We start from the raw sequence: 26,167 nt of genomic DNA, 5'->3' as shown, positions 1-26,167 counted from the left end.
TGACGGCCACCGCCACCGGTGCGCGGGTCACCTGCCGGCGATGCCGGCCCGCACGCGGATTCGCTCGCCCTGCGGCCCGAACAGGCCAAGGAGCTCGACCGGCTCCGGACCGGCGGCGGCCCACCCGTGCGGGGTGCGGGTGTCGAACTCGGCCACCTCGCCGACTCTGAGGACGAGGTCGTGCTCGCCCAGGCGCAGCCGCAGCCGGCCGGACAGGGTGTAGAGCCACCCGTAGCCCTCGTGCGTCCGCTGTTCCAGCGGCGCGTCCCCGTCCGGCCTGCCGGGGATTATCTGCTTGTAGGAGCGCAGGCCGCCGAGATGGCGGGCGAGCGGCACGAAGGTCATGCCGTACCGGGTGAAGGGACGCATGTGCACGCGGGGGTCACCGGTCGCCGGCGCGCCGACCAGCTCGTCCAGCTGCACGCCGTACGCCTTCGCCAGGGGCAGCAGGAGTTCCAGGGTCGGTTTGCGCTGCCCGCCCTCCAGGCGAGAGAGGGTGCTGAGCGAGATCCCGGTCGTCTCGCTCAGCTGGGCGAGGGTGGTGCCGCGGGTGCGGCGCAGCGCCCGCAGCCGTGGGCCCACGGCGGTCAGCACACTCGCGAAGGTGTCGTCTGCCATGCCTCTATTTGCTGTTCCGGCAAGGAATTTTGTCAAATTCGGGGGTGGGGGCGGACCATTTGCGGTGAACGGAGGTATCCCACATGACCGAACGAACGGAACAGACGGTGGCCGCCACCCCCTCGGCGTCCTCGGCCTCCCCGGACGGGGAACGGCGTTACGAGGTGGTGGTCGTCGGCGGTGGCGCCGCCGGGTTGAGCGGGGCGCTGACCCTGGCACGGGCACGGCGCTCGGTGCTGGTGATCGACGCGGGCCGGCCGCGCAACGCTCCGGCGGCCCACGTGCGTTCCTACCTGACGCGCGACGGCGTGCCCCCTGCGGAGCTGCTGGCCACGGGGCGCGCGGAGGTGACCGGCTACGGCGGTGAGGTCGTGCGGGGCGACGTCGTGGCGGCCGAGCGGCTGGAGGCCGGGGACTTCCGCGTCGTCCTCGAAGACGGTTCCTCGGTCATGGCGGACCGGCTGCTGGTGACCACCGGCCTGGTCGACGAACTGCCCCGTGTGGCCGGGCTCGCGGAACGGTGGGGGCTCGACGTCCTGCACTGCCCCTACTGCCACGGCTGGGAGGTGCGCGACCAGGCGATCGGCGTCCTGGCCACCGGACCGCTCGCGGTCCACCAGGCCCTGCTGTGGCGGCAGTGGAGCGAGGACGTCACCCTCTTCCCGCACACCGCGCCCGGATTCGGCGCCGAGGAGTACGAGCAGCTGGCCGCCCGCGGCATCGCCGTGGTGGAGGGGCGGGTGGCGGCGCTGGAGGCGGCGGACGACCGGCTCACCGGCGTACGCCTGGCCGACGGCCGGGTGATCTCCCGCCAGGCCATCGTGGTGACCCCGCGCCTCACCGCCCGCTCCGGCCTCCTCACCGGCCTGGGTCTTGAGACGACCGACCAGGAGATGGGCGGGCACGTGGTCGGCAGCCACATCGCCGCCGACCCGTCCGGGGCGACGGCTCTGCCCGGGGTGTGGGTGGCCGGAAACGTCGCCGCCCTGACAGAGCAGGTCATCGGCGCCGCCGCCGCGGGCGTGCGCGCCGGCGCGGCGATCAACGCCGACCTGGTCGCCGAGGAGACCCGCCGGGCCGTGGCCGCCCGCCGCTCCGGCCGGCACGAGCACGAACACGCGCGGGGCGGTACCTCCACGAAGGACGGCGCCCTCCCGGAGGAGGAGTTCTGGGACCTCCGCTACGGTGAGAGCGACCAGATCTGGAGCGGGAACCCCAACGTCGTCCTGGTCCGCGAGATCACCGGCGTGGAGCCGGGCAGCGCCCTGGACCTGGGATGCGGCGAGGGAGCCGACGCGATCTGGCTCGCGCGGCAGGGATGGCGCGTCACCGCCACCGACATCTCCGGCGTCGCCCTGGAGCGCGCCGCCCGGCACGCCGCGGCCGCGGACGTCGCCGGCCGCGTCGACTGGCAACGGCACGACCTGGGAGCCTCCTTCCCCGACGGCGTCTTCGATCTCGTCTCCGCCCACTTCCTGCACTCCCCCGGCGACATGCCGCGAGAGAAGATCCTGCGGACCGCCGCCTCGGCGGTCGCGCCCGGCGGGACGCTCCTCGTCGTCGGGCACGCGGGGTTCCCCGCCTGGGAGCACAATCCCCACCCCGACGTGCACCTCCCCACGCCGGAGGAGGTCCTGGAAAGCCTGGAGCTCCCGGAAGGGGAGTGGGAGGTGCTGCTCTGCGAGGAACACGACCGGATCCAGAACGACCCCGACGGGCGGCCCACCACCCGCAGGGACAACGTCCTCAAGGTCCGGCGGTCGAGCGGATGAACGGCTGAGCCCGCCGGGCCCGGGTTCCGTACGGCGACCTGGCGGGGCGGCCTCCGGCGGGCCGGCGGACTCCACCGGTGCGGCGCGTCAGTGCAGCCCGCGCTTGCCCGGTGTCCAGAACGGCTTGACCTTGATCGAGGTACGCGGCCAGTTGCGCTCGCGCACGAGGTGGTCGCGGACCATCTGGCAGGTCCTGGCCTCCCCCGCCACGTAGGCCGCCCCCGCGCCGCCGGGAAGGTCGAGACCGGCCACCGCCGCGAGCAGCGTCCGGGAGGCGGCGGCCGGCGCCCCGGCACGGTGTACGCGGCGCAGCCGGTGGGGGCCGGGCACCGACACGTCGTGCTCGGCGGACTCGCTTTCCAGCACACCGTGGACCCGCGCCGAAGGCCCCAGTTGCCTGATCATCGGCCCGAAGGCGGCGCTCGCGGTCTCCTCTCCGACGAACAGGTGGAAGGGGGCGTCGCGGACGAAGAAGTCTCCCTGGGGCCACCAGAACGTCACCGGCTCGCCCGGACGTACCTCGCGAGCCCACTTCAGGCCGATGCCCTCGCCCTCGTACAGGTGCACGCGGAGCTCCAGTGCCCGCTCCTCGGGAACGAACTCCCAGATCGTATAGGTGCGCAGCGTCTCCGCCGGGCGCAGGATCCCGTACACCGACAGCGGGTCGTTGATCTGGATCCTGATGTGCTGGCCGGGGGCGTAGGGGAAGGTGATCGGCCCGTCGGCGACGAGACGGATGCGGCGCAGCGTGGGGGTGACCGGTTCGGCCTCGGTGACGGTCGCCTCCGCGACGTACTTGGCGAAGGCGCTCGCCAGCGGGTTACGCGTTCGCCGGCTCATGTCAGGACCCCTCCCCGCGCCCGCCGTGCCGCACGTGGGCGGACCCGGCGATTCCCCACCGCGCGCACCCCGCGATCGGGATCGACAACGCGCGGATGATCCACCGTCGACGCTCCATCACCATCTCCCTTGATGCTCTAGTTTTGTTTAGAGGCTCTAAGGAAACATAGATGGCCTAGAGTGTCAACGTCGCCGGGTCACCGGGAAGAACGAGGGGGAACGATGGCCGCGCGGACCACCGATCGACGGGACAGGCTCAGGCGGGCCACCGTGGCGGAGATCCACTCGGCCGCGCGCACGTTGCTGATCACACACGGGGCCGCGGCCGTGACGATCAACGCCGTCGCCCGCGAGATGGGGATGAGCGGCCCCGCCCTCTACCACTACTACTCCAGCCGCGACGAGCTGGTCGGAGCGGTGACCGCCGACTTCTTCCGGGAACTGACGGCGACGTTGCAGGCCGCGCGTGACGCCCACGCCTCGTCGTCTCCCGCCCGCCGGCTGCTCGCCACGAGCCGGGCCATGCGGAACTGGGCGATCACCCATCCCGCGGAGTTCGGCTGGGTGTTCGCCAGCCCGATCCCGGCCTCGCAGGAGCGGCGCCCCGGCTCACCCCGGTATCTGGCCGGGCGGGACTTCGAGGAGGTCTTCCTGGAACAGGTCGTCGACCTGTGGGAGACCGCGCCGTTCCCGGTGCCGCGGCCGGAGGACCTGGCGCCCTCCCTGCGCGCGCAGGCGCGCGACTACGCGGCCGAGATCGGCGGGCGCCTGCCCCCCGAGGCCGTGCACGTCTTCCTGTCCTGCTGGATCCGGCTGTACGGGCTGCTGTGCATGGAGGTCCTGAAGCAGCTGGACTTCGTCTACTCCGACCTCGAACCGGTCTTCGAGGAGTGCCTGCGGGACATCTGCCCCACGCTGGGCCTGGAGTACGAGCCCCCGGCACCCGCCCGGTGATCCGCCCGGTCCCCGCGGACCGGCCGCCGCCGATGAGCCGCGAACCAGACATGACGATCACGACCTACCGCCGGAGTACCGGACCGTGGCCTGTGAGGGCACGCGGGATCTCCCGGGAAATCCTGCGCGAGGATGTCGAGAACGCGGCCGCGACTCCGACCCCTCGGTGACCGGCCGAACCGAGACCGGCGATTTTCGAGGAGACACGAGCATGCGGCCCACGAAGACGAGCACCCTGAAGGTGCCCGGCGCGACCCTTCACCACGAGATCCGCGGCTCGGGCCCGATCCTGTTGCTGATCTGCGGCGGGGTCTACGACGCCGCCGGATACGCCGAACTGGCCCGGCGGCTCGCCGACCGCTACACGGTGGTGACCTACGACCGGCGCGGCAACTCGCGCAGCCCCCTGGACGGGCCGCCGGAGCCGCAGAGCATCGAGACGCACGCCGACGACGCGCACCGCGTGCTGGTGGAGGCGGGCGTCACCGCCGGCGAGCCTGCGTACGTCTTCGGCAACAGCTCCGGTGCGATCATCGGGCTGGAGCTGGCCGCCCGCCACCCCGAGCAGGTGCGCGTCCTGGTCGCCCACGAGCCGCCGCTCTTCGAGCTGCTGCCCGACCGCGACCGCTGGCGCGACGTCGTCCGGGACGTGGAGGAGGCGTTCGCCAAGGAGGGGGCCGGCGCCGCCATGCAGGCCCTCTCCGCCGCGTTCGCGGCGAGCGACGACGAGCGGGCGGAGAGCGAGCGGACGGAGGACGCGCCGGCGGGGGGTGACCCGGCGGCCGAGGGGCCGGAACGCGTCCCGGGAGGCGCGCAGGCACCGCAGGGGGCACCGGACCAGGAGACGATGGAGATGCTGGCGCGGCTGGAGAGGAACGCGGAGTTCTTCATCGGCTACGAGGTGCCGCCGTTCTCCCGCTACACCCCCGACGGCGCGGCGCTCGGGGCGTCCTCGGTGCGCGTCGTGGCCGCGGTGGGCGAGGAGTCGCAGGGCGAGCCGCCGTACCGGGCCACCGCCGCCGTGGCCGACCTGCTGGGCACGCGGCCCACGGCGTTCCCCGGCGACCACGGGGGCTTCGGCTCCGAGCCCGAGGCGTTCGCCACCAGGCTCCACCAGGTGCTCTCGACCACCTGAGAAGGCCCGCGCGACGATCGCGGCGCCGTCCCGTGCCCGGGCCGGCGGATCCCGGGTCAGTCGACCAGGGCGTCGCTTCCCCGCGTGTCCGGCAGGTCCAGGCTGTCACGGAGCCCGGTCGGCTTGAGGAAGAGCGCGGCGACGACGCCCACCGCGGCGATCCCCGCGGAGACCAGGAAGATGTGTCCGGTGGCGTCGCCGTACGCCACCCGCACGACGGTCCTCGCGGCTTCGGGCAGTGCCTGGAGGTTGAGGGTGCTGCCCCCCGAGCCGGACGGCCGGATGCCCGCCTTCGCGAAGCCCTCGGCGATGCCGGTGGCCACCCGGTTGGCCAGGATCGCGCCCAGGACCGAGACCCCGATCGTGCCGCCCAGCGAGCGGAAGAAGGTGATGGCACCGCTGGCGGCGCCCAGTTCCCGCAGCGGGACGACGTTCTGGATGACCAGCACCAGGTTCTGCATGGACATGCCGACGCCGATGCCGACCAGCAGCATCGCGGCCGACACGAGCACCAGCGAGGTCTCGTGGTCGATCACGGACAGGCCGAGGAATCCGACGGTGAGCACGACGGCACCCGCCACGATGTACGGCTTGACCTTGCCGCTCCTGGACACGAGCGCGCCGGAGACCGTCGAGGACAGCAGCACGCCGAGCATCAGCGGGATGGTCAGCAGGCCGGCCTCGGTGGGGCCGTACCCGCGGCCGATCTGGAAGTACTGGCCCAGGAAGACCGATCCGCCGAACATCGCCATGCCGACCGCGAGGCTGGCCAGGATGGCCAGGGCGGGGTCACGCCTGCGGACGATGTGCAGCGGCACGACCGGCTCCTTGACCCGCGACTCCACCAGCACGGCGACGGCCAGGACGACGATCCCGCCACCGACCATGGCCCCGGTCTGCCAGGAGATCCAGTCGAAGGAGTTGCCGACGAAGGTGATCCAGATGAGCAGGACGCTCACGCCCGCGGCGATCAGCGTGGCGCCCGCGTAGTCGACCTTGGCGTCCGGCCGCCGGACCGTGACCACGTGGAGCGTCTTGTGCAGCAGGACGAAGGCGACGACCGTGAACGGCACCGCGACGAAGAAGCACCAGCGCCAGCCCAGCCACGAGGTGTCGGCGATCAGGCCGCCGAGGAGCGGGCCCGCCACGGTGGCCACGGCCATCACGGCGCCGAGGTAGCCGTTGTAGCGTCCCCGTTCCTTGGGGGTGATCATCGCGGCGATGATGACCTGGACCAGGACCTGCAGGGCGCCCATGCCGAGGCCCTGAACGGCGCGGAAGGCGATGAGCTGGCCGGTGTTCTGCGCGAATCCGCAGGCCAGCGAGCTCACCATGAAGATGACAATGGAGATCTGGATGAGCAGTTTCTTGCTGAACAGGTCGGCGAGCTTGCCCCAGACCGGGGTGGACGCGGTCGCGGCGAGCAGCGACGCGGTGACCACCCACGTGTACTGGGACTGGGTGCCGTCGAGCGCGCCGATGATCTGCGGCAGCGCCACCGACACGATCGTGGCACTGATCATCGCCACGAACAGGGCGAGAAGCAGACCGCTCAGTGCCTCGAGGATCTCGCGATGGGTCATCGGTTCCGCGCCGGATGGCGCGACCGCTTGCGTGCTCACGCACGACCTCCGATACAGATAATCAGGACAGACCGTGACAAGATACATGCCCACTGAGAAACTTTGCGCACTGGGCATGGTTATCCGAGCAGTAGGCTGTTCCTGTCATGGAGATCACAGCGGGGTTGCGCGAGCGCAAGAAGGCCGAGACGCGGCTGGCGGTCCACGAGGCCGCCCTACGGCTGACCGCCGAGCACGGCCTGGAACACGTCACCGTCGAGGCCATCGCCGACGCCGCCAACATCTCGCGGCGGACCTTCTCCAACTACTTCGCCAGCAAGGAGGACGCCGTCCTCTACGGCGACGAGCAGCGCATCCGCCTCCTGGTCGAGCGGATCCGCACCCGTCCCGCCGGGGAGCCGGCCTGGCGGGCGCTGCACGCGTCCGTCCACGACTTCTACTGCGAGCTGGGCGGGCCGGACAGGCAGTGGGCGATCCGCGCCAGGCTCGCCAAGAGGCACCCCACGCTCCTGGCCAGGCAGCTGGCCAACCACACCAACCTCGAACGCGAGCTCGCCCAGGTCATCGCCGAACGCGACGGCGGCTCCGGCCCGCGTCCCCAGGTGATGGCCGCGGCCTTCCTGGTCGCGCTGCGCATCGCCACGCACATGTGGACCGACGAACACGAGTCACGCCCGCTGAGCGAGATCATGGACGACGTTCTCGGCGAGATGGCCCGGCCCTTCGACAGCGAAGAAAGGCCCGCGCGACAGGACGCCTGACGCGGCGGCACGACCGGCACGACCAATGCAGGCAGGCACGACCGGTGCGGCCGGTGCGGCCGGTGCGGCCGATCGTGGCAATTCGGCTGCCCGGTCGGGGCTGATATCGGCCGAACAGCCGATGCACCGGATTCCGCCGCCGGGAAATCCTCGGGAAGCGCGCCGGACGGCGCGCTCACGCCCTCGGCCCATCCCTGGAGGATCCGTTGAAATCGCCCGTGACGACGCGCGTTCTGGTGTGCTGTGCGATCACCACGCTGATCGGCGGCCTGACCGCCTGTTCGGTGAACGCCAAGAACGCGACCCCCGAGGAGAAGACCTTCGCCTTCAGCGGCAGGACGCTGAACGTGAAGTCGCACGAGATCCCGACGGACCTGGTCGCCACCGACCGCGAGGACGTCAAGGTCACCCGCTGGTTCGACACCAAGGCGGGCAGCTCGAAAACGCTCCGGTGGGATCTCAGGGGCGGCGTCCTCGATCTGGAGGCGGGCTGCACCGGGCTCGCGCTCTGCGACGCCCGGTTCAGGGTGGAGGTGCCGCGCGGCGTCAAGGTGCTGCGCGACGGTCGCAGGACGGACCTTCGAGGCGGTGGGTGACGGCGTCCGCCCGCGCGAGCCCGGGCACCGCGAGCCCGGGCACCGCGAGCCCAGGCACCGCGAGCCCGGGGTGACCGAGGTGACCGAGGTGACCGAGGTGACCGAGGTGACCGAGGTGACCGAGGTGACCGGGGTGACCGGGGTGACATCGCACCGGTCCTCCCCCTCCTCCCCCGCCTTCCGGGACCGGGCGCCTTCCTGACCTCCGTTTCCTGACCTCCGTTTCCGGACCTCCCCGGAAGGAGGTCACGCGAAGATCGTCTGAGCGAGGGCGAGACCGAGGAACACCGCCCCCAGGCCGGTGACGATCGAGGCGACGACGTTGGTCACCGCGAAGAGGATCGCGCCGGTCTCGGCCAGCCGCAGCGTCTCGTAGGAGAACGTCGAGTACGTGGTCAGCGCCCCGCAGAACCCGGTGCCGAGCAGCAGCCGCACGTCGGCGCCCACAGCGCCGGACAGTGCCGCCCCGGTCAGGACGCCCAGGATCAGCGAGCCGGCCACGTTGACGGTGAAGGTCCCCCAGGGGAAGACCGTGTCGTGGCGAGCCTGCACGGCCCGGTCGGTCAGATAGCGCAGTGGTGCCCCGACGGCACCGCCGAGCAGCACCGGAAGCCAGTTCTGCGGCCCGCTCACGCCGGCCGCCCGCCCCGGTGGCGAACGACCTCGACCTCGTCCAGGATGGCCAGCCCCTCGGTGAGGAGGTCGTCCAGCTGCGGCAGGAAGGCGCGGATCCGCTCCTCGGTGTCGACGATCGTGACGGCCACCGGCAGTTCGTCGGCCATCGACAGCAGCCGGGTGGTGTGCACGATCGAGGTGGTGCCGAAGCCCTCGAGGCCGTGGAAGACCGACGCCCCGGCCAGCCCGGCGGCGTGGGCACGGTGCACGATCTCGGTGTACAGGGGCCGGTGGTGCCAGGTGTCGGTGTCGTCGACGAAGATCGTCAATCGCAGCGCCCGTCCGGCTGGAATCATCGCGCTCTCCTCCTCGCGCTCCTCGTTCTCGCCGTCCCGGTCGTCCTCGCCCTTTTCGCCAGGAGCCGGCGGGTGGTCCACGTGCCGGCCACCACCGCGGCCAGCGCCGCCAGGACCGTCGCCACCAGATAACCGAACGCCAGGCCGGGCCGGCCGGCGGAGACCAGGCGCTCGATGTCCAGGCAGTAGGTGGAGAAGGTGGTGAAACCCCCCAGCACGCCGGTGGCCAGGAACGGGCGTACCCAGGTCGGCGCGGCCCACGCCTCGGTGAGCACGACCAGGAGAACGCCGATGAGCAGGCAACCGGCCGCGTTCACCGCCAGCGTGGTCCACGGGAAGGAACCGTCCGCGGCCGGCCACAGCAGGATGGCGCCGTAGCGGGCCCCCGTGCCGATCGCGCCTCCGGCGGCGACCACCGCCAGGACAGCGTGACGGGAGCGACGCGACCCGCCGCGCCCGCGTACACCGGCCGGACCGGGTGAACCGGCCGGACCGGCCGGACCGGGTGGATCCGCCTCGGGGTCGACGTCGGGGTCGATGGGCTCGGTCGCCACCGTGAACCTCGCCTGGTTCGTACGCATGCCTCTCCCTACACGCGGTGGGTGCCCGGCACGGCTGCGCGGGCACGACCTGTCACGGGTAGGGACCGTTGGCGGCAGCGGGTGCCGCGGTCGGGTGCGGCGGGCCCCACCGCCGCGGGGACCCCGGCATCGGCGGGACCCTCGCCACTCAGCCTAGCGCGGCCGCTCCACGACCACCTCGGCCGCTCTCCGGAACCCGCGGCCGCGGGAGACGGGACGACGGGACGACGGGACGGAGGCGCGGTTCCGGGAAACACGCCTCGATGGAGCCTGTTCCCGATCATGAGCTCGTCCCGTGCCCCCGGCGGCGGCGATCGTGCCCGCTGTCAGCCGCCCGTCCCTGCGTCGCCGGCGGTCACCCGGTTGCCGAACTCGAAGGAGCGGGCGTGGACGCGCCGGCCGATGGGCTCGCCGTCGCCGAGCAGGGCGAGCGTCTCCTCGTCACCGTCGGCGGTCGTCGCCAGGAAGCGGCGGCCGTCGGCCTCCAGCCGCCCGATCACGATGCCGAAGCGGGTGCCGTCACGCCGGTGCCTGACGGTGTAGGTCTCGATCGTGCCCCACCCGTCGGCCCGGACGGCCTGCCGGACGGCGGGCCAGGCGTCGATCTCGGCCTGCAGCGCGGCGCTGCGGTCCTGGCGCCACCCAGCGGGGGTGGTCGAGTAGACGCCGACCGAGTACTTGCTCAGCATCCCGCCGTTGGCCCCCACCATGCCGTACGAGCCGGGCCTGGCGCGGAGCCGCTGGACGATCTCGGCTATCGCGTGCGCCGAGTAGTTGTTGCCCGCTCCGCCGAAGAAGGGCAGGCCGCCGGTGACCGTCAGCCCGCGCGGGTCGTCGGCGGCCAGGCCGAGGCCGTCGCAGATGTTGGAGACGGCGATCGGGAAGCAGCTGTACAGGTCGATGGCGCGCAGGTCCTCCACCCCGATGCCGGCCAGGTCCAGGGCGTGTCCGGCGGCCATGACGGAGGCCGGCCCCCTGCTGAGGTCGGCCCGGTCCAGCAGGTCGCGCTCGCGCAGGTCGGCGTGGCCGTGCAGGAAGACCCACTTCTCCCCGGGGACGCCGAGACGCCGGGCGCCGGCCACGGACATCAGCAGGACGGCCGCCCCCTGGTTGACCTTCTCGCGCGCGACGAGGTAGCGGGTGTAGGGCTCGGCGATGAGCCGGTTGCCCCCGGTCGGGGTGACCAGTTCCGCGGGGCCGCGCTCGACGGGGGCGGCGGCGTGCGGGTTGGCGGCGGCGATCCTGGTGAAGGGGGCGAACAGCGCCCCCATCCCGGCCGCGTACTCCTGCCTCGTCTGCCCGAGGCGGGCCCGGCGCGCGTTGTCGAGCAGCGCGTACTGGCTCGGCGCGCCCGCCAGCCCGTGCGCGGCCAGGAACGGGGAGACCATGCCCTCGAGTCCGTGGCCCCGGTCCTCCAGGTCACCTTCGACCGTCTCCCTGAAATCGGGCCTGTCCTCGGCTCCGGCCAGGTGCCGCACCGTCGAGATGGCCTCGGACCCGACGACGAGGGCCACCCGCGAGGATCCCGCCGCGATCGTCGCGGCGAGCTCGTTGACCAGGTGCTGGGGCGCCTGCCCGCCCGCCACCTCCAGGATCGCCCGGCCGGGGTCCGCCCCCACCCGGCCGGCGACGGAGCGGGGGTAGTTGGTGGACCTGCCCAAGGGTGCGGGGACGCCGGGCGCGGAGATCTCGAACTGGCGCACCCCCGCCACGGTGTCGACGGCGGCGGCGACCCGTGCGGGGTCCGCCCCGGTGTCGGCGAAGGCCTCGCGGACCGCGGCCGCCGCGAGCTCCACGGGCGACAGCCGCCGGTAGCCGGGCTCGCCGATCCGCTCGGACGACTGCCCGACGCCCACGAGCACCGGCGTGCGGGGATCGAGGCCCTCGAAGGTCATCTTCACGCTCCAGCGGAGTCGGGGACGGGGTCCGTCGCCGCCCCGGGCGGATGATCGTCCTGGTCATCCGCGAAAGATGATGCGAACAGGTGCGATTCGTGGCCGAATATTGTTCTTGAACGGGATGGAGCGTATCCCCGTCTTCCGCGGCCGGGCAAGCGCCGAACCGCCACGGTGGCCGGACGAGCACCGCAACCCCCGCCGTGGCGGGACGCGCACCGGAACCCCCGCCATGGCGGGACGCGCACCGCAACCGCCACCATGGCCGGACGCGCACCGCAACTCCCACCGTGGCCGAGCGGTCCGAGAACTCGATACGCCCCTTCGGGAGACAGTCAGGTGAATGTCCGACTCTCTCCCGGAGGAAGCACACGATGAGACTCCCGCGGGGACCGGCGTGACCTTGAGCGATCGGGAGCACGACGCCCTCGATTCGGCCGAACATGACGACGCCGAACTGATCCGCCTGTCGTGGGACGACCCCGAGCAGTTCGCCGCGCTGTTCGACCGCTACGCCCATCAGATCCACCGCTACGTCGCCCGGCGGCTCGGCACCCAGCCGGCCGACGACATCGTGGCCGAGACGTTCCTCGCCGCGTTCCGCCGCCGGGACACCTACGACACCGCGCAACGGCTCGCGCGCCCCTGGCTGTACGGCATCGCCACCACGCTCGTCGCCAGGCACCGGCGCGACGAGGAACGTTTTCTCCGGGCGCTGAGCCGTACCGGCGTGGACCCCCTGCCGGAACCGATGGCCGACACCGTGATCAGCCGGGTCGCCGCCCAGCACGAGACTCGCCGGCTCGCGGGGGCGCTGGCGAGACTCTCGCGCGGCGACCGCGACGTGCTGCTGCTGGTCGCCTGGGGGGACTTCGGCTACGAGGAGGTGGCCCAGGCGCTCGGCATACCCCTGGGAACCGTACGGTCCCGCCTGCACCGCGCACGTAAGAAGACCAGAGCCGCGCTCGACGGCGCTCCGGCACCCACGACGGATCCGACACCGACAGGGGAGGAACGATGATGGACGATCTGGACTCGCTCCGGCGGATGCGCGGCTCGACCCCGGCGATCACACCGGCGGCGGAGGAGGGGGCCAGGGCCCGGCTGCTGAACGCGCTGCACCGGCCGGTTCCGGCACCCCGGCGACGCGTCCGCCGCCTGGCCTGGCGGACGGGGACGGCGGTGGCTCTCACGGCGGCTCTCGCGGCGGCGATCACCGTCGGCCTTCCCGTGCTGCGGGCCACGGACATGAACCCCATCGCCAGCGTGCGAGACCTCGGCGAGCGGGCCGCGCGGGCCGCCGAGACGGAACCGGCCCCGGAGATCCGTGCCGACCAGTGGCTGTACGTGAAGCAGATCGAGGCCCCGCCGCGCGACGAGGAAATGGGCGTCGACACCGGCAGGCGGATCACCTCGGAGCGGTGGACGAGCCTGGACGGCGGAAGGGTGGCCTGGTACGGGGACGACGGCCAGATCATCACGCACCACACCTTCTTGGGGCTGGGCGAGATCAGCCTGGCACTGCCACCGGTCACGCCCGAGACGCTGCTCGCCCGCATCGACAAGGCCATCCCCGAGAACGTCGGGTGGAAGGTGCCGGAAACGCGAGAACAGCGGCTCTTCCAGGGGATCTACCAGTTGATGACGGAACAGTCCCTCTCCCCTCCGGTACGGGCCGCGCTGTTCCGCGCGCTTCCCATGATCGACGGTGTCTCGGTCAGGCAGGACGCGGCCGACGCGGACGGGCGGCGCGGCGTGGCCTTCTCCTACACCGGGGAATGGGCGCGGTACGACCTCATCCTCAACCCGGACGACTACGACTTCCTGGGCACCTACGGCGTCAGCGTCCAGGACCGCACCTTCGGCGGCGTCTTCGACCGCGCGGCTCCCGAGAAGAACCTGGGGACCATGCACGTCAAGGCGGGCACCCCGCTTACGCTGACCGCCCTCGTCGACAGAGCCGTCGTCGACAGGCCCGGTCAGCGCCCCTGAGCCGCCGGGGGATCGGCGGCGGGTTCGCCGAAGGACCACGACGCTCACCGCCAGGGACTCCCGTACTCCGGGCCGAGTCGCCTGACCATGATCCGGCAGGTTTCCGGGCGGAGTTCGCGCTCACCGCCGGGGTGGTAGACGACCTCCGTCGTGGCCACCTGGCCGTGGGGCCACTCGGTGTAACCCAGGCGGGCGTACAGCCGCTGGGCGTCGCGGTTGTCCAGGCCGACGCCGAGGGCGACCTGCTTGCGGCCCAGATCCCAGAGCCGGTGTTCGGCGGCCCTCAGGAGTTCGGTGCCGATCCCCTCGTTGCGCCGTCCGGCGACGACCTCCAGGTGCGTGATCAACGCGACGTCCGGCAGGTGGGCCCGCAGTTCCGGTTCCTCGGCGGCCGCCAGCCAGACATAGACGTCCCCCACCGCCACGCCACCCGCCACGCCACCCGCCGCGTCGCCTGTCACGTCGTCCTGCCAGGCGACGAGGAGCAGCCCGTGGCCGCTGTCCTGCAGGATCAGCCGGTCGCTGAAGTACTCCTCCTGGCCGAGCGACCTGACCATGGCGGGAAGGTCCCCGCCGGTGGCCTGGCGTATGTCGGCTGTTCCCACGAACAACACATTCCCGGCTAAACGTCTGGTAAATCAAGAGCCATTTCCATCCGGCATTTCCAGGGCAGCGGATTCCGGCCGTCTTTGACCAACCACTTCATGGCGCCCGCGACGTCGGACCCGAGTACGGGAAACCGGTGCAGGTGGTCCGCCCATCGCCGGCGGTCTTCGGCCCAGGCCTTGACGTAGGCGACGCAGAACCCGGCCTCGATCCGGCTGAGGCGGCCGAGAGCGGCCAGCAACGAGGCCTCCATGGCCCTGCGGTCCGGCTTCGAACCCTCGGGGAGGCGCCTGACCCGCCGCAGCACGTTCTCGAGGAACTCCTTCCTCGCGAGCAGGAAGCGGCTCCAGTGCCGGACGTCGGTCGCGCCTCGCCAGCCCGTACCCGTCCGCTCGTCGAGGAGCCAGTAGATGCCCTCGGCGAGCACGTCCCCGAGTTCCTGGTCCCGGGCCCGGGCAGGCCGGTCGAAGGGGTCGTACGGCCGCTGCTTCACCATTCCCGTCACCGCGAGCCGGCGCAGCGACGTCTCCCCCAGCAGGTAGAACCAGTCCTCGTTGTAGATGTTCGGAAAGAAGGAGGGGAGACGGGTCGTCTCGACCGCGAGAGCGCCGCCCCCCACGAACGAGTCCTGGCGCCCTTTGGTCTCCCTGTACGCGTGACACACCACCGAGTTGTCGGGATAGCCGCCGATGTGCATGCCCACCACGTCGTAGGTGTCCAGCAGCGCGGCGGCCCGCGCGACCTCCTCGTGCCCCCCGACCTCGATGTCGTCGTCCAGGAAGACGATGCGTTCCCAGCCCATCAGGCGGGCGAGGAGAAGCCCCGCGTTCCGCTTCGCGCTGAGATCGGTCGGCCGGTCGAACGGCGTGTCCCGGAGCAGGGCCGTCGTCATGAGGTCGGGCAGGTTCAGCCGGCCCACGTCGTCGACGTCGACGGCGAGGAACTCCACGTTGATCGGCATGGCGGTGGCCGCGAGCCTCGCGCTGCTCCACCTGCGGCTGTGCAGGGAGACCAGGGGGCAGCCCAGCGCGACCGCCAGGCGGGTCGCGTGTCTCAGCCAGCGGGGATGCCGGATCGTGGGGACCACGATGGCGTCGACCGTGCCGAGCGCCCCGGAGGAGGGCCCCACCTCGAGGATGTCGGCCAGGTGCCGGTGGGAGCCGTGATGATGCTCCGTCGTGACCCGCTTCGTCTCAGTCCTCATCGGCGGGTTTCGTCCACTCGTGCAGCCTGACCGTGTCGAGGGTCCAGTCCGGTGTGACGACGACCTGGCCCTGGATCCTGACCCGGGTGAGGATGCTGTACGACTTCGCGTCGCCGAAACGCGTCCGCAGGAACATGGCGTTCCTGTCGCGGAACCGTTCGTCGGTCAGTGCCCGGACGGCTCCGTACACGCCTCGGGCGTACATCCCGTTGCAGATGGTCAGCGTGCGCCGGACGTTGTCGGGATTCACCCCGCGATAGAAGAACGCGACGTCCTCCAGCAGTTGCAGGCCCTCGTCCGACTTGCGGGTGAGGGGGTGGTGCCTGCGCGTGTCGCCGCCCTCGTCGACCTCGAAGTAGGGCCCTTTCTCGCCGGCCCAGTCGGGCACCTGCCGGACCGGCAGTTTGATTCTCGCGAGCATGGACGCGGTCACCCTGTTCCAGTCCACACCGCCCAGCAGCACCAGATGGGTGGTGAGGTCGTCCGACTTCAGCTCCTCGGTCACCCGGACGGTCACCAGGCTCTGGGGGTTCGCGGCCCGGAGATGGCCGTGCAGTTCGAACAACGAGTCCAGATCCGAGTATTTGTAGAGCTCGATGTAGTCGGCACTGGCGGGATTCGCGTACGGGATCCTGGCCCGGTCCGTTTCGGGGACCTGCGAGCAGATGATCGTGATCGGCCGGCCGTCCGCGAAATGCCAGGGGCCCTCGCGAAAGGCGTCGACCTGCGCGGCCCTCTCCCCGCTGAGCGTGACGGCGATCTGCGATCGCAGCGCCTCGTTGCGCAGGCGTGTCAGCTCCTCCAGCAGCTTGGCACGCCGGTCACGCTCCTCCGCGGTCAGCTCGGACAGCGGCAGCACGCGGGCCGTTCCGTCCGCGACCGACCGCCTGGTCGCGAAGAAAGCCGCGTATCCCTCGATCCTGGCCAGGGGCGGGATCCTGGGGGTGTGAACGGACTCCCACGACGAGATCAGCGGGGCGCTGACTCCGAGGGCCTCGCGTAGCTGGGCCTGCGTGATCCGCGTGTCAGGCCACCGGTTGTCACGAAGTTCGCGCAGCCGGCGCGCCAGCGCGGTCGACGCGGAGTGGTCACCCTTCATCTCAGCCTCATTCATCTGAACTTCAGTCACCCCACTAAACACCAATCCGGGTGCGGGGTCGATGAAGAATCCGCAGCTGAGACATTACAAAGCGGTCCGACATGCGAAGACGCATGTGCAAGAAGACGTCATTCTAGTCAGCTTCCTATGGCCATCGGGGCAGCATTGAGAACTTCAGTGGGGGAATTAACCGTACAAGGACAATTTCCGTTAATTAGCTGAAGTTAACTGAAGCAGATCTGAAGGAGGTGGCCCATGCCGGGCGGCCGAGACGGCCTCCGACGCGGTGGCCGATGGCACACCGGCGGGAATGACCGCGAACACCCCTCGACGAGCCCGATCGTCGATTCAGCAGCGGAGGTGTCCGCACGTAAGGCATCTGACCGAGCAAGGCTTCACACCAGGGAACCCCGATGACACATCTCATTGCGATAACGCCGAGTTCCGCCGACAGCGGGAATCTGACACTTCTCATCCTCGCGACCACGATCACGCTGGTGTTCGCGGCGATCCGCTGGACGGCCCGGCGGACGCACGTCCTTGTCGTGATCAGCGGCACGGGCGTGCTGCTCGTGATCCTGACCGTCCTGGTCATGGCCTACCTGGCCGCCCTCAAGATGTCCTGAGGTGGCGAACGCGCGGTGGTTCGCTCGCGGCCGCACCGGAATCCGGCGGGCCGAAGCGCCGGGAGGCCCCACCGGCCCGGCCCACAGGTTCCGAGCCCCACGGCCCGCGGTCCTTCCACTTCGTCACGCGCGCTTCGGCGCACGGCTTCCCGCACGATCGGGACGTACCTCGTCATGGCCCGGGACTCCCGAGGCCACGGCCGGGGACGGAACAGGCGCAGAGCCCGCGACCCGTTCGCCGCGAGCCTCGGGGCAACACGTCTGGGACGCGGTGGTCAGGCCTGACTCGTAGGCGAAGATGACCAGTTGGGCGCGGTCTCGGAACTCTGTTTTGGCGAGCAGGTTGGTCAGGTGGGTTTTGATCGTGCTGGTGGCCAGGACCAGGTCGGCGGCTATCTCGGCGTTGGACATGCCTCGGGCCACTCGGGCCAGGACGTCTCGTTCCCGGTCGGTGAGGGTGGCGAGGACCTTGCGGGACGGGGCGGACTCGAGGAGGCGGTCGGCGGGGGACGCGGGTGTGGCGGTGAAGCGTTCGATCAGGCGGCGGGTGGCCGCCGGGGTCAGCAGGGCATCGCCGGCCGCGACCACGCGGATCGCCGTCAGGAGGTCTTCCGGGGGTGAGTCCTTCAGCAGGAAGCCGCCGGCGCCCGCGCGGAGGCCGGCGAAGACGTACTCGTCCAGGTCGAACGAGGTCAGGATGATGACGCGGATCGACGGATCCTCGGTGATCTTCCGGGTGGCGTCTATGCCGTTCGTTCCCGGCATGCGCACGTCCATCAGCACCACGTCGGGGCGGAGGGCCGCGGCCAGGTCCACCGCCTCGGCGCCGTTCTCCGCGGCGCCCACGACCCGCATGCCCGGTTCCGTGTTCAGGAGGGCCGAGAGGGATCACCGGGGAGGGCCTGGTCGTCGGCGAGCATGACGCGGATCATTGATGCGCCTCGGCCAGGGTGAGGGTCGTCTCCTCGCAACCGTAGGGGAGCCAGGCTTCCACCTGCCAGCCGTCCGGGGATGTGGGCTCGGCACTCACCGTGCCGCCGTAGAGGCGGGCTCGTTCCTTCATGCCGGGGATGCCCTGGCCCTCGCCGTACGCGGCGACCGGGCCCAGGTTGGACATCCGCAGGCGGACGCCGTCGGCCTCGTGGGTGACGTCGATGGTCGCCGATCTGGCGGCGGCGTGCTTCACGGCGTTGGTCAGGGCCTCCTGGACGATCCGGTAGGCGGCCAGGTCGGCGCCGGCGGCCAGCGGACGCGGGGTGCCGTGGATCGCCAGTGCGGCTCTGGCGGACGGCGTCGGCCAGCACGCACGGCGGCAGCGTGACGATCAGCGGGACCACGACCAGCTGGAGCGGGGTCATGTCGTCCTGATGGAGGACGATCCCCTGGGCCAGCAGCCAGGTGCCGGCGCCGGTGAGGACGGCCGCGCGTCTCGACCGGACGGCGACCGAGTAGGAGGCCAGCATCCAGGCGGCGGGCTGCGTGGTGGCGTCCAGCTTGAAGACGAGCATGTAGGTGATGGCGTTCGTCCAGATCAGGGCGGGCACCGGGTACTTGCGACGGATCGGTCACGGCGGCCTCCTCCTGCCCCGGCAGGGGTTCGAAGAGCCGGACCACCAGCGTCGCCGTGGCCCTGTCGACACCCTGTCGACCCTGTCCCGTTCGACGCTCCAGAGCCCGGTTTCCACGGTGTCCTTCCACTGCTCACGATCGGCCGTTCAAGAGTGCCCGCCGGCGCGAGGGCGCGCACGGCGCGGACGCCGGCGGGCGGGCCCGGTGCCGCCGTCAGGCGCCGAAGGCGGCGGCGTTCTCCTGTACCCACTCGGCGAAGGTCCTGGCCGGTTTCCCGGTGACCTTCTCCACGGTGGGGAGCACGGTGTAGCCCGCCTCGGGCGGGTCGGTCCGCATGGCCAGGAAGAACTCGACGTCCTCGTCGGAGTAGCCGGTCCGGCGCCACTCCGCGACGATCTCGTCCCTGGTGAGCTCGATGTAGCGCACCTCACGGCCGAGGACCTCGCCGATCACGCGTACCTTCTCCGGCGGGGTCAGCGCCTGCGGCCCGGTCAGCCAGTACTCCTGGCCCGCGTGGCCGTCGGCGGTCAGCGCGGTCGCGGCGACCGCGGCGATGTCCGCCTCGTGGATCATGGCGCTCCTGGCGCCGGCGAACGCCTCGCGGACGACGCCCTCGTCCCGCACGGACTCCGCCCACTCCAGGGCGTTGGACATGAACTCCACCGGCGCCAGGTGGGTCCACTCCAGGCCGCCGACCTCGACGGCCTCCTCCAGCGGGCTCTTCGTCACGTCCCCCTTGAGCACCGTCACCTTGCGCACGCCGGCCTTCCTCGCCAGGTCCACGATCTCCGCGCCGTTGGTCAGCGGTGCGAAGTCCTCCCCGCTGAAGCCGATCAGGTGCGCGGCGCCGACACCGGAGAAGGCCCCGGGCAGGGTCGCGGTGTCGGCCAGGTTGCCCGCCACCACCTCGGCGCCCGCGGGGAGGTTCGCCGTGGCCGGGTTCCGGGTGAGGGCGCGGACCCGGTGTCCGGCGGCGAGCAGCTGCTCGACGAGGGGGCGGCCGACGGTGCCGGTGGCGCCGGTCACGAGAACGGTCATCGGATTTTCTGTGGTCATGGCGCAGACGTTAGGAGCATTCGCGGTCAACTCCTGTCCGCGATAGCTGGAAAAATCATCTTATGTTGGAAACTTCGGCTCGGTTGCTCCGCCTGCTGGCGCTGTTGCAGGCCCGTCGGGACTGGTCGGGCGCGGAGCTGGCCGGGCGGCTGGAGGTGAGCCCGCGGACCGTGCGCCGCGACGTCGACAAGCTGCGGGTCCTGGGGTATCCGATCAACGCGACCGGCGGCGTCGGCGGCGGCTACCAGCTGGCCGCGGGTGCCTCGCTGCCCCCGCTGCTGCTCGACGACGAGGAGGCGGTCGCGGTGGCGGTCGGGCTGCGGACGGCGACCGCGGGCGCGGTCACCGGCATCGCCGAGACCTCCGTACGGGCGCTGGCCAAGCTGGACCAGGTGCTGCCCCCGCGGCTGCGGTACCAGGTCGGCACGCTGAGCTCGGCCATGGTGGCCATGCCGATGCCGGGCCCCACCGTCGATCCCTCGACGCTGACCGCGATCGCCTCGGCGGTGCGCGACCACCGGCGGCTGCGGTTCGACTACGTCTCCCACGACGGCTCGGAGAGCGTGCGGGACGTGGAGCCCTACCGCCTGGTCAGCGGCGGGCGGCGCTGGTACCTCTTCGCCTGGGACACCGAGAGGTCGGACTGGCGCAGGTTCCGCGCGGACAGGCTGTCCCCGCGCGTCCCCTCCGGCCCCCGCTTCATCCCCCGGCCGCTTCCCTCCGACGACCTGGCCGGGTACTTCGCCCTGGGCATGACCACGGACCGCCACCGCTACCGGGCCGTGCTCACCATGCACGGCCCGGCCGAGGCGGTGGCCGAGGAGGTCCCCCCCACCATCGGCGTGGTGGAACCCGTGGACGACGACACCTGCCTCCTGCGCATCGGCTCCGACAGCCTCGACCACCTCGCGGTCTGGGTGGCCGCGTTCGGCTTCGAGTTCGAGGTCCACGAGCCCCCCGAGCTGGTCGAGCACCTGCGGACGCTGACCGCCCGCCTGCACCGGGCCGCGTGGCGGCACCCGTCCGGGTCTCCCGCATAACTACTGTTTGTAAACTTTCCTATTGACAAGCCTCCCGCCCCCGTGTTTGATCCGATTTAATTTAAGAGCTGAAGTTACCGGGACGCTCCTTCGAGCCGAGAGAACGGATCCCGGGCCCGTCAACCTCGCCGCACGGGCCGGCGGTGTCCGGCGCCAGGAGCGCACGCATCGCGGCACGGGAATCGCGGCACAGGAAGAGAACACCACAGAGAAGAGCCACCGTGACCCCGCAGCACCCCCCACCGCCGCCTCCGGGCGCGGTCGCCGCGCCGGCCCTGGACACCACCGGTTCCGCCGGGACACCGGTCCGACAAGCCCGTACCTCACCCGCGTCCCGGCAGGATTCCAGGAGGACCGGATGAGGCGCATCCTCATGGCGCTCGCCGTGGTCGCGGCGTTCCTGGTCGTGCCGCCCGGCACGGCGCAGGCCGCCCCGCCCACCGGGCTCACCACCGTGATCAGCCGCAACGGCGGCAAATGCGTGGATGTGAGTTCCGGCAGTAAATGGCCGAGATTAGTCGGAGCTATCTGGCCGGGCGTGGCCGCTCCGCAGGTTGGTTGAATGAACGGACGACTGAGGGGCCGGGGTTTCGTCACGCGAACGTGTACGGCCCACAATCGAGGGGGCGATTGGACGGAAGGTCACGTCCAGCGAAGTGGTGTATGAGTTGACCTTCGCGTGATCCTGTTTCTGCAGGTCAAGCGGTAAGTGTCTGCGGGATCGGGTTCTGCTGCGGTGTGTCGCCGACGATGACGCGCATCCGGGTCTTGGCCAGGACGTCCAGTCCCATGCAGCGGCGGGCCTTGGTCCACTCATCACTTTGCTCGGCCAAAACCGCACCAACGAGACGGACGATCGAGGGCCGGTCGGGGAAGATCCCCACCACGTCGGTGCGGCGGCGGATCTCCTTGTTCAACCGCTCTTGAGGATTGTTCGACCAGATCTGCCGCCAGACCTCCCGCGGGAAGGCTGCGAAGGCCAGGAGCTCCTCGCGGGCGGCGTCCAGATGCTCACACGCGGCTGGATACTTGGCCTCCAGCGCGTCGATCACCCAGGCGTGCTGGGCGCGCACCTGCTCGGCGGTTGGCCGGTCGAAAACGGTGCGCACCAAGGTCGCCACCCACGGCTGCGCCGATTTGGGCACCGTGGTCAGCAAGTTGCGCAGGTAGTGGGTGCGACAACGCTGCCAGGACGCGCCCGGCAACGTCGCACCGATCGCCGCCACCAGCCCGCCATGGGCATCGGAGATGACCAGCTGCACCCCGCTCAGCCCGCGCGTCACCAGGCCGCGCAGGAACGCCGGCCAGCCGGCGCCGTCCTCGGCCGAGGTGACCTCCAACCCCAAGATCTCCCGGTTGCCGTTGGCGCTGACCGCAGTGGCCACCAGCACGTGCACGTTGATGATCCGCCCGCCTTCGCGGACCTTCTGCGTCAACGCGTCCAGCCACACGAACGCATACGGCCCCGCATCCAACGCGCGACTGCGAAAAGCCTCAACTTGAGCATCCAGGATCTGGGCCATCTCGCTGACCTGGCTCTTTCCAGATGTGCTTGATGCCCAGCTGCTCCACCAGCTTGTCCACCCGCCGGGTGGAAACCCCCGGCAGGTAGGAGGTGGCCACCACGCTGATCAGCGCTTGCTCGGCCCGGCGCCGGCGCTCCAGCAGCCACTCGGGGAAGTACGAACCCGAGCGCAGCTTGGGAATCGCGAGTTCGACGGTGCCGGCGGGGGTGTGCCACTCGCGACTGCGGTGGCCGTTACACCGGTTGGTGCGCTCGTCGCTGCGCATGCCGTACTCGGCACCGCACACCCCGTCGGCCTAGGCCGACACAGGCGTCTCGGCCATGGTCTTCACCATGGATCGCAACAGATCCGGATCGCCCTGCCTGATCTGCTCCGCCAGCCAGCTCGCGGGGGTCCACACTGTCGGGTACGGCCATCGCTCTGTGCTCCTTCGATCTTGGTTTAGCAACCTGAAGGATCACGCGACGGCCGTCCTCATTTCACGGCGCCACGCCCACTACCTGGGAAAACCCGTACACCACCTCCGTGGACGCAACCCCGTCCTCTTGCCGTCAAGAGATTACGTTTGGCCAAATAGCGCCGGAGATCCCAGCCGTTTACCGCCGGCACTTACAGGCTGATCTACTTCCGGAATCGAGTGATTCCGGAAGTAGCACCTGACGTGCTGACGACGCCTTCATAACCGGCGACCATACTTTGAGCGTCAACGGATGTGACACCAACCCGGGCTCACCGTTCCATTCCTACCGGACCCCCAGATAGTCGGCGTCCTGTGTTTCAGGGGCGTGCGTCGAATTGGGCGCGAGCTTCGAAGACGCGGTCCATGTGCGTCTCCGCCCAGCCCTTGATCGCGATCATGACCGGGAACAGTTCATGGCCGAGCGGGGTGAGCGCGTAGTCGACGCGGACCGGTACCGAGGCGGTGACCGTACGGGTGACCAGTCCGTCGCGCTCCAGCGTCCGCAGGGTCTGGGTGAGCATCTTCTGGCTGACGCCGGCGATGCGGTGGGCGAGCTCGCCGTGCCGCTGCGGGCCGCTGGCGAGCGCCGGGATCACCAGCGCGACCCACTTGTCGGTGAGTCTGCTCAGCAGCTCACGGGTCGGACAGCCTTCCAAGAACGCGTCGTAGTCGCGTTTGGCCTGTTCACGGCGTTGTGCCGCGGTCGTCGTCGCCATCTTCCCCCCTGCGGTGCCCTAGGCACTTCACGGTACCTACTTTCTCACAGTTCCTTTGATTCGTACGGTCGTGTGATTACGAGATCCCACGAAGGAGACGGCGATGCGCGCAGTCAGCTATTCACAGTTCGGAGGGCCGGAGGTCCTGCACGTGGCCGACGTGCCGGTGCCCGAGCCCGGGCCGGGGCAGGTGCGGGTGCGGGTCGCCGCGTCCGTTGTGCACCCGGTCGACCTGATGGTCCGCTCCGGCCGGTTCCCGGCCCCGCTGCCGACCGGTTTGCCGTACACGCCCGGCTGGGACGTGGCCGGCACCGTCGACGCTGTCGGCCCATCGGCCGAGGAGTTCGCGATCGACGACGAGGTCATCGGCTTCTCGCCATGGCTGCAAACCACGGTCGGTGCCCACGCGGAGTACGTGGTGCTCGATGCTGCCTGGCTGACCTCCGCACCCACCGGCGTCCCCGCTACCGAGGCGGCGACTCTGCCGACCAACGGCCTCGCCGCCGCCCAGGCTCTCAACCTGCTGGCGCTCCCGGCGGGTTCGACCGTGCTCGTCACCGGCGCCGCCGGACAGGTCGGCGGGTTCGTCCTGGCGCTGGCCCGGGCGAGCGGCCTGCACGCCACGGGACTCGCCGGAGCCGACGACCGTGAGTTCGTCGAGGCGCTGGGCGCGGCTTTCCTGCCGCGCTCCGGTGATCCGATGGGGACGTTCGACGCGGTCATCGACCTGGCGGTGATCGGCCCCTCGCTGCTGGACGTCATCCGCGACGGCGGCGGCTACGTGGCCGCGTCACCCCCGCTTCGCCCGGAACCGGTGCGGGGAATCCGGACATTCGCGCTGGAGGTGCGACCCGACGGGTCCCGGCTGGGCGAACTGGTCAAACTCGTCACCAGTGGCGACATCCCGCTCCGGGTTGCTGGCGTGTATCCCTTCGCTGACGCGGCGGCCGCCCACGACCGGCTGGCCCAAAGTGGCGTGCGCGGCGGCGTGGTGATCGTCCCTTGACCCGCAGCGACACCAGGCCCTCGCGATCATGCTCGCGGGCCGCCCGAGCACCTGAATTACGACACAGTCCAATACGACAGGGCACCAGGCTGGGGTTGCGCAGGCCCGTCCGGACGGAGGCCGGCGGTGTGGTCGGCCCCGTCTTCGTTCACGAGGACTCTTCCTGTTCGGCGGCGGTCTCGGCGGGGTCGACAAGGTCGACCAGGGTCAGCACCTGATCGAGCATGCGCCTGGTCTCGGCGGCCAGGGCGGCGCGGACGGGGTGGCCGGCGGGCAGGAACTCAAGCACCTCGTCCTCGATCCTTGCGGAGAGGCCGTTGAGCAGCCCAGCGGTGCCGCATAGGGCGTCAGCGATGCAGTTGTGGTCCTGAAGTTCGAGGCCCGGCACGAATCCCTCCCATCCGTCAGGGTAGGCGGGCCCGGCCGCCCACTCGATCGGGTCGAGGTGGGCGCCATCGTGGCCGGCCTCCAACTGGCAGTGAACTCGGTCAAGCACGATCAAGCATCCGCCGCGCACCGCATGAAACGCTCACCGCTCCGCGCGGGTCAGCAGCTGCACCGCGCCGCAGTCGGGGACGGGCTCCTCCACAAGCGGTCTCTACCCATGGGCCCCGCAGTGTTCTACGCGCTCGCCGACAGGTCCCCGGACGCCTGGCATCGGCAGGGTGCCATCACCAGCGTGCGGGTGCTCGCATCCAGGTGCGCCACCGTCTTCGATCCCAGGCAGTAGCGGCATCCCAGGACGGCGGCGGTCGCGGAGTCGGACCAGATGCGGTGCTCCCACGCCGGGGGCGGCTCGGCGGGCGGTGGGGAAGGTTCGGCGGGCTCGTGCTCGGCGCCGACCCAGCCCCGGCCGTGGCAGAACCGGCAGGCGATCCGCAGACGGCCCAGCCGCTGGCCGCCCTCGCCCTCGCATTCGGGGCAGGTGATCGGGTCGCTCATCGCCGCCCCGTCCCGGCGCACGCGGTACACGCCACCCAGACGCTCTGCTTCTTGCTACCGCCGTTGCGGTCGATCCATTCGCCGCCCGCGCCCAGGCAGGTACCGCAGATCGGCGGGTCCCGTTGCTCCTCGGCCATACCTCGACGCTACGCCGCTCCGAGAACCGCGTCAGGTCCTTCCCGGCCCCCTTGCCCGCTTTTCTCCCCGTTGTGAAGCGCAGGGGACTGTTCCACCCCCTCGCCTTTACGACGTAGATTCATTTCCTCGTTCCGGGCCGCGTGGTCGTCGTGGTGGCCCGGAAGGCGGTCGGCGATTGCGGCGGTCAAGACCACGGGGCGAGCGCGGCGAGGACCCGTGGCCTTGAGGGCCGCGGAGCCGACCGCCATACTTCGGGCCGCGACAACCACCGCCCTGCTCCTGGGAAAGCCGGCCGACAGCCATCGTCGGGCCCAGCGCAGCGCCCCGCCCAAAACGAGCGGGTTCCAGACCGGTTACCTCATCCGATCCGGCCCTCCCAGCGCCCTGATTGACCTGGGACGACGCGAAATCAAGGGGTGCGCCCCCCTGCGCGCCCCCTTGCCGCTCACGGAAATCACCGACCTCGACCACCCGCGGATAC

General features: G+C 70.9%; 29 protein-coding genes and 1 pseudogene. 12 read left to right on the top strand and 18 right to left on the bottom strand.

What is annotated here, in order from left to right; genetic code table 11:
• Positions 1 to 27 precede the first annotated feature (27 nt).
• The gene (locus AB0F88_RS30660; RefSeq protein ID WP_362691770.1) at positions 28 to 618 is read right to left on the bottom strand and encodes a helix-turn-helix transcriptional regulator; all 591 of its coding nucleotides are present in this window, start codon (positions 616 to 618) and stop codon (positions 28 to 30) included.
• Between the two features lie 83 nt (positions 619 to 701).
• Here AB0F88_RS30660 and AB0F88_RS30655 point away from each other — a divergent pair, with 83 nt between their 5' ends.
• Entirely contained in the window at positions 702 to 2,390 is a 1,689-nt protein-coding gene (locus AB0F88_RS30655; protein WP_362691767.1) for an FAD-dependent oxidoreductase, read from the top strand.
• 87 nt (positions 2,391 to 2,477) lie between these two features.
• Here the strand turns inward: AB0F88_RS30655 and AB0F88_RS30650 are convergent, their stop codons facing one another.
• Entirely contained in the window at positions 2,478 to 3,230 is a 753-nt protein-coding gene (locus AB0F88_RS30650) for a siderophore-interacting protein (protein WP_362691764.1), read from the bottom strand.
• Between the two features lie 222 nt (positions 3,231 to 3,452).
• Here AB0F88_RS30650 and AB0F88_RS30645 point away from each other — a divergent pair, with 222 nt between their 5' ends.
• On the top strand, positions 3,453 to 4,184 hold the full coding sequence (locus AB0F88_RS30645) for a TetR/AcrR family transcriptional regulator (RefSeq protein WP_362691761.1): 732 nt from the start codon (positions 3,453 to 3,455) through the stop codon (positions 4,182 to 4,184).
• A gap of 211 nt (positions 4,185 to 4,395) precedes the next feature.
• Positions 4,396 to 5,319, top strand: a complete 924-nt coding sequence (locus tag AB0F88_RS30640; protein WP_362691758.1) for an alpha/beta hydrolase — start codon at positions 4,396 to 4,398, stop codon at positions 5,317 to 5,319.
• A 56-nt stretch (positions 5,320 to 5,375) separates the two neighbouring features.
• Here AB0F88_RS30640 and AB0F88_RS30635 read toward each other — a convergent pair whose 3' ends face one another.
• On the bottom strand, positions 5,376 to 6,902 hold the full coding sequence (locus AB0F88_RS30635; protein ID WP_362691940.1) for an MDR family MFS transporter: 1,527 nt from the start codon (positions 6,900 to 6,902) through the stop codon (positions 5,376 to 5,378).
• 146 nt (positions 6,903 to 7,048) lie between these two features.
• Here AB0F88_RS30635 and AB0F88_RS30630 point away from each other — a divergent pair, with 146 nt between their 5' ends.
• The 3 genes from AB0F88_RS30630 (at position 7,049) to AB0F88_RS30620 (ending at position 8,461) form a co-directional block, all read left to right on the top strand.
• Positions 7,049 to 7,663 (top strand): TetR family transcriptional regulator, encoded by a 615-nt coding sequence (locus AB0F88_RS30630; RefSeq protein ID WP_362691755.1) that lies wholly within the window; start codon positions 7,049 to 7,051, stop codon positions 7,661 to 7,663.
• 218 nt (positions 7,664 to 7,881) lie between these two features.
• Entirely contained in the window at positions 7,882 to 8,259 is a 378-nt protein-coding gene (locus AB0F88_RS30625) for a hypothetical protein (protein WP_362691752.1), read from the top strand.
• Positions 8,252 to 8,461 (top strand): hypothetical protein, encoded by a 210-nt coding sequence (locus AB0F88_RS30620; protein ID WP_362691749.1) that lies wholly within the window; start codon positions 8,252 to 8,254, stop codon positions 8,459 to 8,461. Before AB0F88_RS30625 ends, AB0F88_RS30620 begins: the two co-directional genes overlap by 8 nt.
• Positions 8,462 to 8,505: 44 nt before the next feature.
• Here the strand turns inward: AB0F88_RS30620 and crcB are convergent, their stop codons facing one another.
• The 4 genes from crcB to AB0F88_RS30600 all read right to left on the bottom strand — a co-directional run bounded on the left by crcB (position 8,506) and on the right by AB0F88_RS30600 (position 11,706).
• Positions 8,506 to 8,892: a fluoride efflux transporter CrcB gene (gene crcB / locus AB0F88_RS30615; RefSeq protein WP_362691746.1), complete on the bottom strand. Its 387-nt coding sequence runs from the start codon at positions 8,890 to 8,892 to the stop codon at positions 8,506 to 8,508.
• Positions 8,889 to 9,230 (bottom strand): DUF190 domain-containing protein, encoded by a 342-nt coding sequence (locus tag AB0F88_RS30610; RefSeq protein WP_362691744.1) that lies wholly within the window; start codon positions 9,228 to 9,230, stop codon positions 8,889 to 8,891. The genes crcB and AB0F88_RS30610 overlap by 4 nt, the downstream gene beginning before the upstream one ends.
• On the bottom strand, positions 9,227 to 9,811 hold the full coding sequence (locus tag AB0F88_RS30605) for a CrcB family protein (RefSeq protein ID WP_362691741.1): 585 nt from the start codon (positions 9,809 to 9,811) through the stop codon (positions 9,227 to 9,229). The genes AB0F88_RS30610 and AB0F88_RS30605 overlap by 4 nt, the downstream gene beginning before the upstream one ends.
• Before the next feature lie 326 nt (positions 9,812 to 10,137).
• A complete protein-coding gene (locus AB0F88_RS30600) occupies positions 10,138 to 11,706 on the bottom strand; it encodes an acetyl-CoA acetyltransferase (RefSeq protein ID WP_362691738.1) in 1,569 nt (522 codons plus the stop codon).
• A 397-nt stretch (positions 11,707 to 12,103) separates the two neighbouring features.
• Between AB0F88_RS30600 and AB0F88_RS30595 the strand changes: the two genes are divergently transcribed.
• Positions 12,104 to 12,727 carry an RNA polymerase sigma factor gene (locus AB0F88_RS30595; RefSeq protein ID WP_362691735.1) on the top strand — a complete coding sequence of 208 codons (624 nt, stop codon included), beginning with the start codon at positions 12,104 to 12,106 and terminating at the stop codon, positions 12,725 to 12,727.
• Positions 12,727 to 13,698, top strand: coding sequence for a CU044_5270 family protein (locus tag AB0F88_RS30590; protein ID WP_362691732.1), 972 nt, complete (start codon positions 12,727 to 12,729; stop codon positions 13,696 to 13,698). Before AB0F88_RS30595 ends, AB0F88_RS30590 begins: the two co-directional genes overlap by 1 nt.
• 44 nt (positions 13,699 to 13,742) lie before the next feature.
• On the opposite strand, the gene AB0F88_RS30585 is transcribed toward AB0F88_RS30590, so the two are convergent.
• The 3 genes from AB0F88_RS30585 to AB0F88_RS30575 are packed head-to-tail and all read right to left on the bottom strand — an operon-like array spanning position 13,743 to position 16,607.
• Complete coding sequence (locus AB0F88_RS30585; RefSeq protein ID WP_362691729.1) at positions 13,743 to 14,303, bottom strand: GNAT family N-acetyltransferase; 561 nt, start codon at positions 14,301 to 14,303, stop codon at positions 13,743 to 13,745.
• Positions 14,304 to 14,320: 17 nt separating this feature from the next.
• On the bottom strand, positions 14,321 to 15,508 hold the full coding sequence (locus tag AB0F88_RS30580; RefSeq protein ID WP_362691726.1) for a hypothetical protein: 1,188 nt from the start codon (positions 15,506 to 15,508) through the stop codon (positions 14,321 to 14,323).
• Positions 15,498 to 16,607: a helix-turn-helix transcriptional regulator gene (locus tag AB0F88_RS30575; protein WP_362691723.1), complete on the bottom strand. Its 1,110-nt coding sequence runs from the start codon at positions 16,605 to 16,607 to the stop codon at positions 15,498 to 15,500. Before AB0F88_RS30575 ends, AB0F88_RS30580 begins: the two co-directional genes overlap by 11 nt.
• 413 nt (positions 16,608 to 17,020) lie before the next feature.
• On the opposite strand from AB0F88_RS30575, the gene AB0F88_RS30570 reads away from it, so the two are divergent.
• Entirely contained in the window at positions 17,021 to 17,233 is a 213-nt protein-coding gene (locus tag AB0F88_RS30570; RefSeq protein ID WP_362691720.1) for a hypothetical protein, read from the top strand.
• A 123-nt stretch (positions 17,234 to 17,356) separates the two neighbouring features.
• Here AB0F88_RS30570 and AB0F88_RS30565 read toward each other — a convergent pair whose 3' ends face one another.
• From AB0F88_RS30565 to AB0F88_RS30555, 3 genes are all read right to left on the bottom strand, one after another.
• The gene (locus AB0F88_RS30565; protein ID WP_362691717.1) at positions 17,357 to 18,088 is read right to left on the bottom strand and encodes a response regulator transcription factor; all 732 of its coding nucleotides are present in this window, start codon (positions 18,086 to 18,088) and stop codon (positions 17,357 to 17,359) included.
• A 73-nt stretch (positions 18,089 to 18,161) separates the two neighbouring features.
• Positions 18,162 to 18,446 carry an ATP-binding protein gene (locus AB0F88_RS30560; protein ID WP_362691937.1) on the bottom strand — a complete coding sequence of 95 codons (285 nt, stop codon included), beginning with the start codon at positions 18,444 to 18,446 and terminating at the stop codon, positions 18,162 to 18,164.
• A 569-nt stretch (positions 18,447 to 19,015) separates the two neighbouring features.
• Positions 19,016 to 19,858: an NmrA family NAD(P)-binding protein gene (locus AB0F88_RS30555; RefSeq protein ID WP_362691714.1), complete on the bottom strand. Its 843-nt coding sequence runs from the start codon at positions 19,856 to 19,858 to the stop codon at positions 19,016 to 19,018.
• Positions 19,859 to 19,920: 62 nt separating this feature from the next.
• Here AB0F88_RS30555 and AB0F88_RS30550 point away from each other — a divergent pair, with 62 nt between their 5' ends.
• Positions 19,921 to 20,898 carry a YafY family protein gene (locus tag AB0F88_RS30550; RefSeq protein WP_362691711.1) on the top strand — a complete coding sequence of 326 codons (978 nt, stop codon included), beginning with the start codon at positions 19,921 to 19,923 and terminating at the stop codon, positions 20,896 to 20,898.
• 358 nt (positions 20,899 to 21,256) lie between these two features.
• Positions 21,257 to 21,460, top strand: a complete 204-nt coding sequence (locus AB0F88_RS30545) for a hypothetical protein (protein WP_362691708.1) — start codon at positions 21,257 to 21,259, stop codon at positions 21,458 to 21,460.
• Positions 21,461 to 21,596: 136 nt separating this feature from the next.
• Here AB0F88_RS30545 and AB0F88_RS30540 read toward each other — a convergent pair.
• Positions 21,597 to 22,840, bottom strand: a pseudogene (locus AB0F88_RS30540) (IS256 family transposase).
• 361 nt (positions 22,841 to 23,201) lie between these two features.
• Positions 23,202 to 23,600: a helix-turn-helix domain-containing protein gene (locus AB0F88_RS30535; protein ID WP_362691705.1), complete on the bottom strand. Its 399-nt coding sequence runs from the start codon at positions 23,598 to 23,600 to the stop codon at positions 23,202 to 23,204.
• A gap of 103 nt (positions 23,601 to 23,703) precedes the next feature.
• On the opposite strand from AB0F88_RS30535, the gene AB0F88_RS30530 reads away from it, so the two are divergent.
• Positions 23,704 to 24,606: an NADP-dependent oxidoreductase gene (locus AB0F88_RS30530; RefSeq protein ID WP_362691702.1), complete on the top strand. Its 903-nt coding sequence runs from the start codon at positions 23,704 to 23,706 to the stop codon at positions 24,604 to 24,606.
• A gap of 148 nt (positions 24,607 to 24,754) precedes the next feature.
• On the opposite strand, the gene AB0F88_RS30525 is transcribed toward AB0F88_RS30530, so the two are convergent.
• The 3 genes from AB0F88_RS30525 to AB0F88_RS30515 form a co-directional block, all read right to left on the bottom strand.
• Positions 24,755 to 25,102: a hypothetical protein gene (locus tag AB0F88_RS30525; protein ID WP_362691699.1), complete on the bottom strand. Its 348-nt coding sequence runs from the start codon at positions 25,100 to 25,102 to the stop codon at positions 24,755 to 24,757.
• Positions 25,103 to 25,227: 125 nt separating this feature from the next.
• The gene (locus AB0F88_RS30520) at positions 25,228 to 25,548 is read right to left on the bottom strand and encodes a hypothetical protein (protein WP_362691696.1); all 321 of its coding nucleotides are present in this window, start codon (positions 25,546 to 25,548) and stop codon (positions 25,228 to 25,230) included.
• On the bottom strand, positions 25,545 to 25,685 hold the full coding sequence (locus AB0F88_RS30515) for a hypothetical protein (protein ID WP_362691693.1): 141 nt from the start codon (positions 25,683 to 25,685) through the stop codon (positions 25,545 to 25,547). Before AB0F88_RS30515 ends, AB0F88_RS30520 begins: the two co-directional genes overlap by 4 nt.
• Positions 25,686 to 26,167 lie beyond the last annotated feature (482 nt).

Origin of the sequence: Streptosporangium sp. NPDC023963, assembly GCF_040639135.1 — a bacterium.
Lineage (GTDB): Bacteria > Actinomycetota > Actinomycetes > Streptosporangiales > Streptosporangiaceae > Streptosporangium.
Note: the sequence above shows the minus strand (reverse complement) of the source record. Positions and strands in the feature narration are given on the sequence as shown.

Bases quoted from the DNA above. Each gene is read 5' to 3' on its own strand.
- AB0F88_RS30530 (WP_362691702.1), top strand. From the start codon at position 23,704: ATGCGCGCAGTCAGCTATTCACAGTTCGGAGGGCCGGAGGTCCTGCAC.
- AB0F88_RS30640 (WP_362691758.1), top strand. From the start codon at position 4,396: ATGCGGCCCACGAAGACGAGCACCCTGAAGGTGCCCGGCGCGACCCTT.
- AB0F88_RS30555 (WP_362691714.1), bottom strand. From the start codon at position 19,858: ATGACCACAGAAAATCCGATGACCGTTCTCGTGACCGGCGCCACCGGC.
- AB0F88_RS30605 (WP_362691741.1), bottom strand. From the start codon at position 9,811: ATGCGTACGAACCAGGCGAGGTTCACGGTGGCGACCGAGCCCATCGAC.
- AB0F88_RS30600 (WP_362691738.1), bottom strand. From the start codon at position 11,706: ATGACCTTCGAGGGCCTCGATCCCCGCACGCCGGTGCTCGTGGGCGTC.
- AB0F88_RS30635 (WP_362691940.1), bottom strand. From the start codon at position 6,902: ATGACCCATCGCGAGATCCTCGAGGCACTGAGCGGTCTGCTTCTCGCC.
- AB0F88_RS30545 (WP_362691708.1), top strand. From the start codon at position 21,257: ATGAGGCGCATCCTCATGGCGCTCGCCGTGGTCGCGGCGTTCCTGGTC.
- AB0F88_RS30580 (WP_362691726.1), bottom strand. From the start codon at position 15,508: ATGAGGACTGAGACGAAGCGGGTCACGACGGAGCATCATCACGGCTCC.
- AB0F88_RS30570 (WP_362691720.1), top strand. From the start codon at position 17,021: ATGACACATCTCATTGCGATAACGCCGAGTTCCGCCGACAGCGGGAAT.
- AB0F88_RS30575 (WP_362691723.1), bottom strand. From the start codon at position 16,607: ATGAAGGGTGACCACTCCGCGTCGACCGCGCTGGCGCGCCGGCTGCGC.
- AB0F88_RS30655 (WP_362691767.1), top strand. From the start codon at position 702: ATGACCGAACGAACGGAACAGACGGTGGCCGCCACCCCCTCGGCGTCC.
- AB0F88_RS30535 (WP_362691705.1), bottom strand. From the start codon at position 23,600: ATGGCGACGACGACCGCGGCACAACGCCGTGAACAGGCCAAACGCGAC.
- AB0F88_RS30645 (WP_362691761.1), top strand. From the start codon at position 3,453: ATGGCCGCGCGGACCACCGATCGACGGGACAGGCTCAGGCGGGCCACC.
- AB0F88_RS30590 (WP_362691732.1), top strand. From the start codon at position 12,727: ATGGACGATCTGGACTCGCTCCGGCGGATGCGCGGCTCGACCCCGGCG.
- AB0F88_RS30550 (WP_362691711.1), top strand. From the start codon at position 19,921: ATGTTGGAAACTTCGGCTCGGTTGCTCCGCCTGCTGGCGCTGTTGCAG.
- AB0F88_RS30660 (WP_362691770.1), bottom strand. From the start codon at position 618: ATGGCAGACGACACCTTCGCGAGTGTGCTGACCGCCGTGGGCCCACGG.
- AB0F88_RS30515 (WP_362691693.1), bottom strand. From the start codon at position 25,685: ATGGCCGAGGAGCAACGGGACCCGCCGATCTGCGGTACCTGCCTGGGC.
- AB0F88_RS30565 (WP_362691717.1), bottom strand. From the start codon at position 18,088: ATGCGGGTCGTGGGCGCCGCGGAGAACGGCGCCGAGGCGGTGGACCTG.
- AB0F88_RS30610 (WP_362691744.1), bottom strand. From the start codon at position 9,230: ATGATTCCAGCCGGACGGGCGCTGCGATTGACGATCTTCGTCGACGAC.
- AB0F88_RS30520 (WP_362691696.1), bottom strand. From the start codon at position 25,548: ATGAGCGACCCGATCACCTGCCCCGAATGCGAGGGCGAGGGCGGCCAG.
- AB0F88_RS30630 (WP_362691755.1), top strand. From the start codon at position 7,049: ATGGAGATCACAGCGGGGTTGCGCGAGCGCAAGAAGGCCGAGACGCGG.
- AB0F88_RS30650 (WP_362691764.1), bottom strand. From the start codon at position 3,230: ATGAGCCGGCGAACGCGTAACCCGCTGGCGAGCGCCTTCGCCAAGTAC.